The sequence below is a fragment of the Dehalobacter sp. genome (assembly GCA_023667845.1).
In the GTDB taxonomy this organism is placed as follows: Bacteria; Bacillota; Desulfitobacteriia; order Desulfitobacteriales; family Syntrophobotulaceae; genus Dehalobacter.
Genome location: JAMPIU010000178.1, coordinates 45256 through 58702, shown reverse-complemented (window position 1 = coordinate 58702; position 13447 = coordinate 45256). Strand labels below are relative to the sequence as shown.

Here is a 13447-nt window from a genome sequence, read left to right as displayed (position 1 = left end):
TGATAGCAGGAAATATCTTTATTAGATTATCAAATCTGTCTAAGGAGAGCAAGTCAGAAATATGGCAGCGCAGAAACGAATGGGCATCATGCTTTATGAATAAGAAGGGCAGCAAGCATGATAATATTTGCTTGGGACTGAGTTAATGTTAATATTAGATGCAAGATGTAGTTTTGGTCAGTTTGAGCGGATCAGTCAGCTTGAGTGGATCATAAATATAAAGGTGGAAGCGATGGGTATTGATTATTTTGATCAAATTTGGCGAACTAAAGATTCCAAAAGCAGTTATAAAGAAGGAAGCGTGGATTCCTGGGACAACAGGGTCGAAGAATTCACAGGCATTGAACCTGATGAGAGAATTGTAAAGATTACAGAACTGCTTACCGCAAAAAGAATGCTCCGGGAAGATAGTACTGTTCTGGATATCGGCTGCGGACCCGGCCGTTTTGCAGCGGAATTTGCCCAAAGAGCGAAAACCGTGACCGGTGTGGATATTTCGCCGAAAATGGTGCGGACCGCCAGAGACTACGCGGCGGCCCGGGAACTTCGAAATGTTGATTTCATGGAGATGGACTGGCGGCAAGATGACTTGTTTGCAAGACAGTGGAAGCAAAAGTTCAGCCTGGTAACGGCGATTATGTCTCCCGGCATTGACAGCAGGAAAAGCCTCGAGAAAATGATCGCAGTCAGCAGTAAATATTGTTTTCTAAGTCATTTTGTTGAACGGCATGATTCCATTAGTGACGAACTGAAAAGACGGTTTCTTCCGCCCCATATGGAAGATGTATACGGCAACAAAGGATTGTACTGCTGTTTCAATGTTCTCTGGCTTAAAAAACTTTATCCTGAAATTACGTATATCGAGACGGTAAGGGAAAGTGTTCGCACATTGGATGAAGCGAACCGTCATTACCTCAGCAGACTTGGCATGAAGACAGATTTGACTGATGAGCAAAAAGCGGACATTAGGAATTACATTCAAAGCAAAGCCGAGAACGGGCTGATCAGAGAAACGATCAAAGGGAAGATCGCCTGTATGTATTGGCAAGTTGCAACCGTCTAGATTCCCAAAAGCAAAAAAGAGTCCGTTTATTGAATGAGCTTCTTTTTAACTATGACCAGCGGGAAAGGAAGCGTCAGCAGCGTAACGGCTAAGAGCCAGATGATATGGCCGGTGATTGCCGGAGTAACCTGTCCCAAAACCAATGGACGCACCGTTTCAACGGCATGGTACAGCGGCGTCAGCCACGGAAGAAAACGAATGGCGGCGGGCAGGCTTTCAATCGGGAAAAAGATTCCGGCAAACAAGAACATTGGAGAAATCAGCAGCGTGAAAAAATAGCCGAAAGAGTCATAATTGGGAGCGAGACTCGTCCAAATTAAAGAGAGATTGGAAAAGATGACGGACATGAGGATCAGTGGGACAAAGATGAGCAGGGCATACAGGGAGTGGACAATGCCGAACAAGGCGACAACAATAAAGAAAACCGCACCGTAAAGAACGCCTTTGAACGTGCCGTACAGGATTTCGCCGAGGACGATGTCGTCCATACTTACCGGCGTAACCACCATGCTGTGAAATATTTTCTCCTTGGACATCCGGGTATAGCTGTTGTAGGTCATTTCATAAGTCACAGCAAACATCGCTGAAGAAGCAATCAGCCCCGGAGCCAAAAAATCAAGGTAGGAAAGCCCGTTAATCTGCGTAATATAAACACCCAGACCAAAGCCCATGGCCCAGAGATAAAGCAGCGGCTCCAGAAAATTAAACATGATATTGGCTTTCCATGTTTTACCGAAAACCTTCAGATTCCGCAGAAATACTTTGAAGGTCAGTACGGGGTTAAGATCAGGCATTTTTATTCTAATCATATTCTTCCTCCATATCATCAGTATGCTAATCCTACTCCTCAAACTGACTGCGCTTACCATGCAGCGTTTCGCCGGTTAACTTCAGAAAAACGTCTTCAAGGTTAGTGGGCCTCAGCCGTTGATAGCTGACAGGGAAGTGTTCGTCCGTAATTTTGTGATTCAAGTCATCAGCCATCGCTGGCCCATCATTGGAATAGAGGACCAGATCATCTCCAATATGCTGATAGGATTTCAGCCAGGGAGAGCTCCATTGCAGGAGCATATTTTGATTGTCAGGATTCGTTCCAAGTTCAAGGGCATATGTCCCGACATGCTTATCAATAAGCTCTTCCGGTACACCTTGCTCAAGGATTTTGCCCTGATTGATGATGATCAGTCGGTCGCAGAGATGACTGGCTTCTTCAAGATAGTGTGTTGTCAGCAGCATGGTCGTACCGCTTTCTTTTAACTGCCGCAGGCGCTGCCAGACCATATGACGGGCGTACGGATCAAGCCCGGTGGTTGGCTCATCGAGAATCAATAGCTCCGGACGGTTGATCAACGCTCGTCCAATTGTCAGACGTCGTTTCATGCCGCCGGACAGCTCGTCGACGACTGCATTGGCTTTACTTCGAAGATCCATAAAGTCCAGGATCTCCAAAGCCCGTTCCCTGGCTGTACTACGCGGCAGACGGTAATAGGAGGCATAGACCAGCAGGTTTTCCAGAACCGTCAGTTCCGGGTCAAGGTTGTCTTCCTGGGCAACAACACCGAGACGTGCTTTAATTTCCCGGGAATGCTCCGAAATATCCTGATTAAAAACAGTCAGGCGGCCCTCAGTTCTGGGTGACAAGCCAAAGACCATTCTGGCCAGGGACGTTTTGCCGGCGCCGTTTGGACCAAGAAGTCCAAAACACTCTCCCTGCCGGACAGTAAAAGAGATATTGTCAACGGCAGTGAAATCTCCGAATCGTTTGGTTAGGTTTCCGGCTGAAATGATATCGGCTGGAAGAGAATAAGACATGAAGAGGTACCTCCGCGAATTGCTGTTCTTTTTTCCTAGCGTATCAAAAGGAGGGCGGAAGAGCAAGGCCGGGTCTGTGAAAATATCAAATATCATGTAGGGAGAAGGCAAGGAGAAGACTATATACTGTTCTGCAGATTGCGGGTGGACACGTTGTGCGTCTTCTGATATAATGGTATCGCTTAGGTTGCATTATTTTGCAATAATAGGGAAACAGGTGAAATACCTGTACGGTCCCGCCGCCGTAAGGTGGAGCAAATTCAAAGTTGCCACTGTTTACAATGGGAAGGCTGAATTTGCTTTGAAACCGAGTCGGAAGACCTGCCTGAGCCATTTTGCACTGTTTTCACGGAGGATGAAAGGTGTAGCATACGAATCGTGCAGAAGTGTTTTGGACTGTTTGCAGATTGTGTAAGTAAAACCTCTTCCAACCGCCGGTTAGAGAGGTTTTTTGATGTCCACGGATGGACGAATGCCGCGATGCCAGGGATGGCAAGGAGCGGCGACGGCCACGGACGGCCTAGTGCCGCGATGCCAAGGACGGCAAGGAGCGGTGATGTCCACGGACCATCTCAGCTTCGATAGAAATGGAGAACAAGTCATGAAAGCAGTTATTCCACGTATTATGTTTGCGGCTGCAGGCAGCAGCAGCGGCAAGACCACCATCACCTGTGCGGTATTACAAGCGCTTTTGGAGCAAGGGGTTCATCCGGCTGCGTTTAAATGTGGGCCGGACTATATTGATCCGATGTTTCATACCGAAGTCATTGGGACAAAATCACGGAATCTGGATTTGTTTATGCTATCGGAAGAGGTATGCCGGTATTTGCTGGTCAAGAATTCCGAACAGTCGCAAATCGCTGTTTTAGAAGGAGTAATGGGTTATTATGACGGGCTAGGCATTGGCAGTACCGTGGCAAGTTCTTACCATTTGGCTGCAGTAACGCAAACGCCTGTTATCCTTATTGTCAATTGTGCCGGTTCAGCAATCTCAATTGCAGCCTTGATCCAAGGATTCTGCCATTTTAGACCGGACAACGGGATCAAGGGCGTTATTCTGAATAATCTTACACCTTCCCTATACCCGCAGTATAAGGAAATGATCGAAAAAGAGACGGATATCCAGGTGGTCGGTTACTTTCCGAAGCTCAAAGAATGCGCGCTGGAAAGCAGGCATCTTGGATTAATTACAGCATCGGAAGTGGAAGACCTGCAGCAAAAAATGAAATTACTGGCCATACAGGCCAGAGAATCCATCGATCTGAAACACCTGCTGCGTATTGCAGGCAGGGCCGCGGAAATAGACTATCATGAGGCCGGGATCGAGAGAATCTCTGCTGTTAAAGTCGCCGTAGCCAGAGATAAAGCCTTTTGTTTTTATTACCAGGACAGTCTCGACCTTTTGGAAACATTGGGAGCGGAACTGCAGTACTTTAGCCCGCTTGATGATCGAGCCGTACCTGAATGCGACGGACTGATTCTCGGCGGCGGTTACCCGGAATTATATACCGAGCAGCTGGCCGGGAATACATCGATGTTGGCAAGCATCAGGCATGTTCTCTCCAATAATACTCCCTGTATAGCTGAGTGCGGCGGGTTCATGTATTTATTGGAACGTATTGCTGACAAGGACGGCAAACCTTATCCAATGGCAGGATATTTAGAAGGGGATGCTGTACTGACGGATAAACTGAACCGTTTCGGTTATATCACGCTGACGGCGCAAAAGGATAACCTGCTGTGCGGCAAAGGCGGCAGGATTAACGCGCATGAATTCCATTATTCTGATTCGACAGCCAATGGCGGCGGTTTTACGGCAGTCAATTCGTCCGGGAGCAGAACGTGGGACTGTATCCATGCCGATGAGAACCTCGTCGCCGGTTACCCTCACCTTCATCTCTGGGGAAACCCTGAGTTTGCGCGTTCGTTTATTCGGAAATGCAGCGATTTTCAGGCTGCCAGGATGGGTTAGTCAGGCGTGTATAAGCTGGAAAAGTTTGAATCGCTTGATGATCGCTTGATGATAGATAGATAGATGATAGATAATAATAGATAAAGGGATATTTTTGTGAAAGGAAAGAGGCGGTGAGTAAATGTTGGCTTTGGTCAGCGGAGGCGTTGCCAGCGGAAAGTCTGAAATAGCGGAAAATTTGGCTGTTAGCCTGAATAAAGGAAAAATGGCCTATATTGCAACAATGGCTGCCTCAGATGAAGAGTGCCGCAACCGGGTTGTCAAGCACCGTCGGATGCGGGACGGCAAAGGGTTCAACACTTTTGAGTTTCCTTACGGACTTTCCGAGAAAATCCCTATTTTAAGCGGCTGCGATACCGCTTTACTCGAGTGCATGGGCAACCTGATTGCCAATGAAATGTATCTGCAGGAGCGCAGCCCGCAGGAGGCTATTGAATGCATTCGCAATGATATCCGGCTGCTAGCGGCTACCGTACCGAATACCGTCATCGTAACCAGTACGATATTTGAGGATTTCAAAGCCTATGATGATTTTACGACCGGCTATATCCGTGTACTGGCTGAAATAAATTCGGCAATTGCCGCGGCTGCAGATGTCGTGATTGAATCCGTCTGCGCGATCCCGGTCATCCATAAAGGAATGAAGGAGCTTTCCGGTTATGAAAATCTTGTATGAATCGTTTGTTGCAGCCTTTTCGATGTTTTCTAAAATTCCGATGCCTCAAATCGACTGGAACGAGAAGAATATGCGTTATTCTTTTATCTTCTTTCCTGTGGTCGGGGCTGTCATTGCCTTTGTTCTCTATTTTTTGTTTCTATTGTTGGAATATTTCGGGTTCAGTCCCGTCTTTTTTGCTGCTGCAGCTGTGTCTATTAACGTCATGATCACTGGCGGAGTTCACCTCGACGGTTATTGTGACACGACAGATGCCTTGAATTCCCATAAGGACCAAGAGGAAAAGCTTCGAATCCTTAAGGATCCCAATGTTGGAGCCTTCGCGCTTATCTATACGTCTGCTGTCCTTCTGCTGCAGTTTGCGGCGTGGTATGAGACCTATCTGAAACCGGACTTTTTCTTACTCGTTCTTGTTTCTTTTATCCTGTCACGTTCGATGGCTGCTTTAGCGGTTGTCTCCTTTCCGTGTGCCAGAGATACAGGACTTGCTGCAATTTTTGCAGGTTATGCTTCGAAGAAAGCGGTAAGAATCATTAGTTGCTTTATGGCTTTATTATCGATTGCGATGATGCTGTATGTAAGTGTGATTATCGGGATCATTGCAGTTCTGTTTATTATGCTATCCTTTTACTTATTTAACCTCATGGTTCAAAAACATTTTGGGGGTATAACCGGCGATCTAGCAGGCTTTTACATTGTAGTAAGCGAAACAGGAATACTTCTGATTTCGGCAATAGCAGGAGGCGTTATACTATGATTTTGGTGATCGGAGGTGGCAGTCAGGGGAAATTGGAATTTGTCAGGAGAAGATGGGATATCGCTTCGGCCAATATTACGGACGGAGGGACTTGCAGCTTCGAAGAGGCTTTTCAGCGTCCGGTGCTTGACCATCTGCATCTGCTGATCAGACGTTTGCAGGAAGCCAGCCTTGATGCTCGGAAATTTATCGCTGACGGAATCGAGCAGCACCCTGGCATGATTCTGATTTGTGATGAATTAAGCTCAGCCGTGGTGCCGGTTTTAAAAGATGACCGGGAAATGCAGGAAACGACCGGGAGGGTCCTTTGCGCGGCCGCCCAGAAAGCGGCTAAGGTCTATCGTGTCTTCTGCTCCGTTCCGGTTCTGATTAAAGGTGAAGAACATGACTAAGTTCCTGTACCTGATCCGGCATGGCAAGACGGAAGGAAATCTGAGACGCAAGTATATCGGAATTACGGATGAGCCTTTATGTGAACAGGGGATCTCCGAAATCCGTGAGTATATTGCTGCCGGCCACTATACGGCGGTTGAACATGTCTTTGTCAGTCCAAGGCTCCGCTGCCTTCAGACCAGGGAGCTGATCTATCCGGATATTCCTTATAGTACAATACCTGAACTTGCGGAGTGCAGCTTTGGCATATTTGAAAACAAATCGTATGAACAGCTGAGGGACCTTGCCGAGTACAAAAGCTGGATCGACGGCGGCGGGAAACAGCAAGTCCCGGGCGGGGAACAGCCGGAAATGTTCAGGTCCCGCTGCCTGGAAGGTTTTAACCGCGTGATGCAGGAAGTAGATGATGCCGGAATCGAAAAGGCCGCACTGGTTATTCACGGCGGTACGATCATGATGCTGCTTGAGGCATTTTCGCCCGAAGTATTTGATTTTTACCATTGGCAGATAAAGAACGGTGAAGGCTATCAGCTGACGATTGATCAGGCTTTATGGACCGAAAAGAAGAAGCTGGCGGCGATATCGAAGATCTAGATGATAAGAATATAAAGGTCCGAAGTTGGTCGCCCGCTGGTTTTGGTAATGACGAAGTCGATGAAATGATAAAGAAGTTGGTATTGAATGATTACACTTTATGCTTTAGTGACAGGTTATATTTTGGATTTGATTTTTGGTGATCCTCCCTGGTTGCCTCATCCGGTCCGCTGGATCGGTTCGCTGATTGCCGGGGGAGATAAATACCTGCACCGGATCAGTTGCAGGACGGACCGAAGCCAGTATTGGTGCGGGGTACTGCTGACTGCTACCATTGTTACGGTGACATTTCTCGTGCCGCTGGGCCTATTGTATTTGCTGAATAGCATCAGCCCGCTGCTAGGGTTTATTGTCGAGGCCTTGATGTGTTATCAGATTCTGGCTACGAAGTCGCTGAAAGCTGAGAGCATGAAGGTCTATGATGCCCTGCAGAAGAACGATATCATGGAAGCCCGTTATCAATTATCCTGGATTGTCGGCCGGGACACGGAGAACTTGAACAGCTCCCAGGTAGCGAAAGGCGCTGTGGAAACCGTGGCCGAAAATCTTTCCGACGGCGTTATCGCGCCGATGCTTTTCATTCTAGTTGGCGGCGCCCCATTGGGCTTTTTGTATAAAGCGGTCAATACGCTGGACTCGATGATTGGCTATAAAAATGACAAATATCTTTATTTTGGCCGGTTTGCTGCCAAACTGGATGATGTCGCCAATTATCTTCCGGCTAGAATTTCTGCCTATTTGATGCTCCTGGCTGTTTTTTTGACCCGTTATGATTTCAAAGATGCCTTGAGAATCTACCGGCGTGACCGTCATAATCATACCAGTCCGAATTCCGCCCACACTGAAGCCGTTTGCGCCGGGGCCCTTAATGTTCAACTTGCCGGAAGCAATTCTTACTTTGGCAAGCTGGTGGTTAAGCCAACGATCGGTGACCCGATCCGGGAGATCGAGGCTGAAGACATCCGCCGCGCCAACAAGCTGATGGTTGCGACGTCGCTTGTCGGCCTGATTCTGGGGTTCGCTGTTAGAGCCGTTATTGTGCAGAAAGTAGTAGCTTTGTAAATTCTACGGAGCAGAAGAGCACAATCAGTGTAGTTATCAAGACTTATTAAGGTAAGCCTGTAGTTATCCGCTCTTTGGGGATTATCTTTGAGTGAAGCGCTCTATGGGGTAGGTCTGGGAGTCACAATACCGCTTTTCGGCTGTTGTGCCCTCCGTGGCACAAAAAGCCGCGCTCCGCCTCGTGCTCCGCTTAGCGCGGAACTGTGACTCCCAGACTGATCTTAAGGGTGGGAGACTTTAGCGGCTCAAGAAGCACTGTCAAACTTAATAAGCAGGTTTACTTTGCCTTCCTTTGCCTTCCGTAACTAGCTTCTTTATGACTTGCTCCTTGTATCAGTACCTTCTAAGCATTGTTACTTCTGAGCGCAACGCTCTACATCGTGCTTCACATGGCGGCAATTTAGGATTTTAGACTTGTGCTTGCCAACAAAGCGAGGAATACCGGCTGAGACAGTATAATGGGACTTAAGGTATTCGGCTCGGTGCTTTTCTAAACTTTCTACAAAACTTTCTACAAATTAGCGTATCTTCGTAACCTGACAAGCGGAACATGGATGTGGAGCGCGGCTTTTTGACGGCCACGGATGGCCTAATGTCGCGATGCCATGGATGGCGCAATAGCCGAAAAGGCGGTTACGAAGAGACGCGAGCCTCAAAATAAAGAATAAAATAAAAGATTTCAATAAGCTAAAATGCTAGAATAATGCTTCAGAGAAACAGTTCCACTTTAAACAAACTTAGGCTACAAATACGACAGAGACAGGTGAGAGCAGATGTATCAATATATCCACGGCGGAGACATTTATTCGGTAAAAAAACTGACGGGCAGGCAGGAAATTCTTGATTTTTCTTCTAACGTCAATCCACTCGGGCTGCCGGAGTCTGTAAAGGAAGCCGTGATCCGTTCGCTTGATGAATGTACGAATTATCCGGACCCGTTTTGCCGGGATCTTGTTGCGGCTTTGGCCAACTATGAGTGCACGGATCCTGATTATATCCTTGCCGCCAATGGGGCCGCAGAGATTATTTTCCGACTTGCGTTGGCTCTGAAACCAAAAAAGGCGCTGATCTTTGCTCCAACCTTTGCAGACTATGAAAAGGCGCTGCGTACGGTGGATTGCTCGGTAGAATATTATTTTTTACGGCCAGAGCACGATTTTGCAGCCCGTGAGGACCTGTTGGATCAGATGCGCCCAGGCCTGGACCTGATGATCATCTGTAACCCCAATAATCCTACCGGTCAATTGTGTTCACGTGCGTTTTTACAGAAGGTGCTTGCCAAGAGCCAGGAAATCGGGGCAATCGTGATGATTGATGAATGCTTTATGGATTTTGTCGAAGATAAAGAACAATTTTCTGTGCAAAACTGCATTGAACAGTATGAAAATCTCGTCATTCTGAAAGCTTTTACCAAGATATTTGCGATGCCGGGTTTTAGACTTGGCTACGCTTTGACAGCGAACAAAACATTGCTCGAACAAATGAGGTCTGCCGGTCAAGACTGGAGTGTTTCAACGCTGGCCCAAACGGCCGGTACCGCTGCCTTAAAAGAAACTGCCTATCTGCAGCAGACGAAACAGCTGATTCAAACAGAAAGAAGATTTTTGATTGATGCACTTTTGGGTCTTGGACTGAAGGTCATCGGCTCCAGAGCAAACTACATATTTTTCCGGACTCAGCGTACAGACCTGTCTGAAAAGCTGATAGCGAAAGGGATTATGATCCGTCCATGCGCCAACTATGTCAATTTAAACGGTGAATACTTCAGGGTTGCTGTGAAAAGCCATGAAGATAATTTGAAACTCAGCGCCGTACTCAGGGATGTGATATGTGATGAAAGCAGTCATGGTCATTGTTGACGGACTTGCAGATGAAAAAATTGAAGAATTAGGCTGGCAGACCACATTTGAGGCTGCCCGTCATCCAGAACTTGACCAAATTGCCGCTGAAGGTCATACTGGCTGGTTTGATTCCTGCCCGCAGGATTACCTGCCGGAAAGCATGCCGTGTATCCTGAATCTTTTAGGCGTTAAGCCGGCCTATTTCCCGCAAAGCAGGGCATCACTCGAACTGCTTGCCAACGGCTACTGCCTGGAGCAGGATGAAGTCGTTTTGCGCTGCAATCTTGCCGCCCTTGACAGTCACGGAAGATTAGCTTCCTTCAACGGCGGGAACTTAACCGGAGCTGAAATGCAAAAAGCAGCGAAGATAGCGGCTGATATCGATCCGAATATCAAGATGCTGCATTTATCCGGGTACAGGAACCTGATCATTGTCAAAGCGCATTATTTTCAAACGCTGGATTGCAAGACGTATCCGCCGCATGAATTTTTGGGCGATGATTCCGATGATTTATTAGCGGACATTTGCACTTCGGCCCCCATACTCCAAAAATTTGTTTCGGAGGGGAAAAATAGGTTAAAATACCTAAGCAGCCAAGAACAGCAAATGATTTTTTATCCATGGGGGATATCTGGGAAAAGCCGTTTACCTGCATTTGCAGAATTGTATGGTAAAAAGGCAGCGGCAGTCTGCGGTACGGAAATTGCCAAAGGGATTGCTTTGGCCTTGAAGATGGATGTTCCTGATTTGGCAAAAGCTACTGGAGATACGGATACGGATCTGGCCCTTAAGGCGCAAACGGCATGCCGCTTGTTATCCGAGTATGACTTTGTGCTTGTGCATATCAATGGCACAGATGAAGCCGCTCACCGGCATGATCATCGAGAAAAAATTGAATTTATCGAAAGAGTTGATCGGGAATTTTTTGCTTTTCTGCGTCAGAACCTGAAAGATGATACTGGGATTCTGATCTGCGCTGATCATGCGACCAGCCCTGTCAGCGGGAAGCATTCGGCCTTGGATGTTCCGTATATCTTCAGGAAAGCCGGGGAAACCTTGCCGTCGGGGAATTTAGAGGCGAATAAGGTCTTAAAGTATTTGATTTCAGAGTAAATACTAACATAACAAACAGGAAAGCGGGTGTCACACGATGGCCAAATCAATCATGGTTCAGGGAACAATGTCCAACGCCGGAAAAAGCTTGTTCACGGCAGGTCTGTGCCGTGTTTTTAAACAGGCAGGTTATAAGGTAGCGCCCTTCAAATCCCAGAACATGGCCTTGAACTCCTACATTACCAAAGAAGGACTGGAGATGGGCAGAGCGCAGGTTGTCCAGGCAGAAGCTGCCGGGCAGGAACCCAGTGTCCTGATGAATCCGATCCTTCTGAAACCGACGAATGATCAGGGCTCGCAGGTCATTGTCAACGGTGAAGTGTTGGGTAATATGAATGCAGCAGACTATTTTAAATATAAGACCAGGCTCATTCCAAACATTATGGCGTCCTATCAGACGCTTGACCAGAACAATGACGTTATTGTCATTGAAGGAGCAGGCAGTCCCGCAGAGATTAACTTGCAGGAGGATGATATCGTTAATATGGGGATGGCCAAAATGGCTAAAGCTCCTGTCCTGCTTGTTGCCGACATTGACAGGGGTGGCGTTTTTGCATCTATTTACGGCACGGTGATGCTCTTAAGTGAAGATGAAAGGAAAATGATCAAAGGCATTGTGATTAATAAATTTCGCGGAGATGTAGAAATTCTGAAGCCCGGGCTGCGGATGATCGAAGAAAAAGTCAATATTCCGGTCATCGGTGTCGTTCCATATCTGAATATCGACATTGAAGATGAAGATAGTTTATCCGAAAGAATTGCTGTGGACAAAACAGTGCAAGCAGTAGATATTGCAGTGATCCGGCTGCCAAGGATGTCCAATTTTACTGATTTTAACGTTTTCGAACTGATTCCCGGAGTTTCCCTGCGCTATGTAAAATCCATGGCTGAGCTGAAGAATCCGGACATGATCATCTTGCCAGGGACGAAAAATACGATGGCTGACTTGTTGTGGCTGCGTCAGAGCGGTCTGGAAGCGAAGATTAAAAAGCAGGCTGCTGACGGGGAAACCATTGTATTTGGCGTATGCGGAGGCTACCAAATGCTTGGAGAAACGTTGGAAGATCCTTTTGGCGTAGAAGAGGGCGGGAGTCTCACGGGAATGGGTCTGCTGGATATGAAGACAATATTCTCCAAACAGAAGACCAGGACGCAGGTGGAAGGTCGGTTCAGTCAGCTTGATGGTGTTCTTGCCGGATTATCCGCGATCCGTTTCCACGGTTATGAGATTCATATGGGCGTGACAGAAACAGGAGATACCGAGCCTCTGACGCATATCGACATCGAGTCAGGCCTTCAGGTGCAAAAGACAGAAGGCGTCCGGAAGCGGAATATTATGGGCAGCTATGTTCATGGCATATTTGATGAAGAAGGAGTCGCTGTAGCAATTGCCGAATGTCTGTTGAATAAAAAGGGGTTGGATTCAACAAGCCTCAAACGGTTAAGCTATAAACAATATAAAGAGCAGCAGTATGACCGATTGGCGGATGAAATCCGAAAACACGTCGACATGGCTGCGATCGTGGATATTTTGGAGGCAGGTGTATAATTGATGAAAAAGGGTCTTATTCATATTTACTGCGGGGACGGCAAAGGAAAAACGACCGCTTCCCTCGGTCTGGCAGTCAGGTGTGCAGGCAGAGGGCGCAGGGTATTGATCGTCCAGTTCTTAAAAAGCCAGGATACTGGGGAACTGCATACCCTGGAGAAAATTCCGGGGATAACGTTTTTGCGCGGTGAAGAGTCCTTTGGTTTCTATAATCAGGAGACAAATGAGCAGAAGGAGCAGCGCAGGACCGTTTATAATAAGATCCTGCAGCAAGCGGTTTCAGCGTGCCGTGAGGGCCAAGCCGATTTGCTGATTCTTGATGAAGCCGTAGCCTCCTATAATTATGACCTGATTGACCGTGCGCTTCTGCTTGAATTTTTGCGGACGAAACCTGAAGGGCTTGAGGTTGTGCTGACCGGACGGGGGCCTGTGGAAGAGCTGCTCGATTTAGCCGACTATGTCTCTGAGATCAAGAAAGTTAAACATCCTTATGATAAAGGGATCAAAGCGCGCCTCGGCATTGAACGGTAATATTTGACAGCCTCGATTCCATCTTGACAAGAATCCGGTCTCCGCTTTATACTAAAATCAGAAAATATAATACATGATGGTTA

13 protein-coding genes and 1 riboswitch are annotated in these 13447 nt (G+C 47.2%); of the genes, 11 read left to right on the top strand and 2 right to left on the bottom strand.

Translation table 11 applies throughout. The features are described from left to right. Nucleotides 1–145 precede the first annotated feature (145 nt). Nucleotides 146–1063, top strand: coding sequence for a class I SAM-dependent methyltransferase (locus tag NC238_15030; GenBank protein MCM1567222.1), 918 nt, complete (start codon nt 146–148; stop codon nt 1061–1063). Between the two features lie 26 nt (nt 1064–1089). Here the strand turns inward: NC238_15030 and NC238_15025 are convergent, their stop codons facing one another. Together NC238_15025 and NC238_15020 are read right to left on the bottom strand one after the other, a co-directional pair. After that, complete coding sequence (locus tag NC238_15025) at nt 1090–1869, bottom strand: ABC transporter permease (GenBank protein MCM1567221.1); 780 nt, start codon at nt 1867–1869, stop codon at nt 1090–1092. Between the two features lie 34 nt (nt 1870–1903). Next, nucleotides 1904–2875: an ABC transporter ATP-binding protein gene (locus NC238_15020; GenBank protein ID MCM1567220.1), complete on the bottom strand. Its 972-nt coding sequence runs from the start codon at nt 2873–2875 to the stop codon at nt 1904–1906. A 167-nt stretch (nt 2876–3042) separates the two neighbouring features. Then, a riboswitch (cobalamin riboswitch) is annotated at nt 3043–3219 on the top strand. Between the two features lie 257 nt (nt 3220–3476). Between NC238_15020 and NC238_15015 the strand changes: the two genes are divergently transcribed. The 10 genes from NC238_15015 to NC238_14970 all read left to right on the top strand — a co-directional run bounded on the left by NC238_15015 (nt 3477) and on the right by NC238_14970 (nt 13364). Next, nucleotides 3477–4847 (top strand): cobyrinate a,c-diamide synthase, encoded by a 1371-nt coding sequence (locus NC238_15015; protein ID MCM1567219.1) that lies wholly within the window; start codon nt 3477–3479, stop codon nt 4845–4847. Between the two features lie 121 nt (nt 4848–4968). After that, a complete protein-coding gene (locus NC238_15010) occupies nt 4969–5523 on the top strand; it encodes a bifunctional adenosylcobinamide kinase/adenosylcobinamide-phosphate guanylyltransferase (GenBank protein MCM1567218.1) in 555 nt (184 codons plus the stop codon). Next, complete coding sequence (cobS, locus tag NC238_15005) at nt 5507–6280, top strand: adenosylcobinamide-GDP ribazoletransferase (protein MCM1567217.1); 774 nt, start codon at nt 5507–5509, stop codon at nt 6278–6280. The genes NC238_15010 and cobS overlap by 17 nt, the downstream gene beginning before the upstream one ends. Further along, entirely contained in the window at nt 6277–6672 is a 396-nt protein-coding gene (locus NC238_15000; GenBank protein MCM1567216.1) for a hypothetical protein, read from the top strand. Before cobS ends, NC238_15000 begins: the two co-directional genes overlap by 4 nt. Beyond that, complete coding sequence (locus NC238_14995; protein ID MCM1567215.1) at nt 6665–7267, top strand: histidine phosphatase family protein; 603 nt, start codon at nt 6665–6667, stop codon at nt 7265–7267. Before NC238_15000 ends, NC238_14995 begins: the two co-directional genes overlap by 8 nt. 87 nt (nt 7268–7354) lie before the next feature. Beyond that, a complete protein-coding gene (cbiB, locus tag NC238_14990; GenBank protein MCM1567214.1) occupies nt 7355–8329 on the top strand; it encodes an adenosylcobinamide-phosphate synthase CbiB in 975 nt (324 codons plus the stop codon). A 773-nt stretch (nt 8330–9102) separates the two neighbouring features. Further along, on the top strand, nt 9103–10188 hold the full coding sequence (cobD, locus tag NC238_14985) for a threonine-phosphate decarboxylase CobD (GenBank protein ID MCM1567213.1): 1086 nt from the start codon (nt 9103–9105) through the stop codon (nt 10186–10188). Next, nucleotides 10163–11284, top strand: a complete 1122-nt coding sequence (locus NC238_14980; protein MCM1567212.1) for an alkaline phosphatase family protein — start codon at nt 10163–10165, stop codon at nt 11282–11284. Before cobD ends, NC238_14980 begins: the two co-directional genes overlap by 26 nt. 37 nt (nt 11285–11321) lie before the next feature. Beyond that, nucleotides 11322–12833, top strand: a complete 1512-nt coding sequence (locus NC238_14975; protein MCM1567211.1) for a cobyric acid synthase — start codon at nt 11322–11324, stop codon at nt 12831–12833. Beyond that, the gene (locus NC238_14970; GenBank protein MCM1567210.1) at nt 12834–13364 is read left to right on the top strand and encodes a cob(I)yrinic acid a,c-diamide adenosyltransferase; all 531 of its coding nucleotides are present in this window, start codon (nt 12834–12836) and stop codon (nt 13362–13364) included. Nucleotides 13365–13447: the final 83 nt, after the last annotated feature.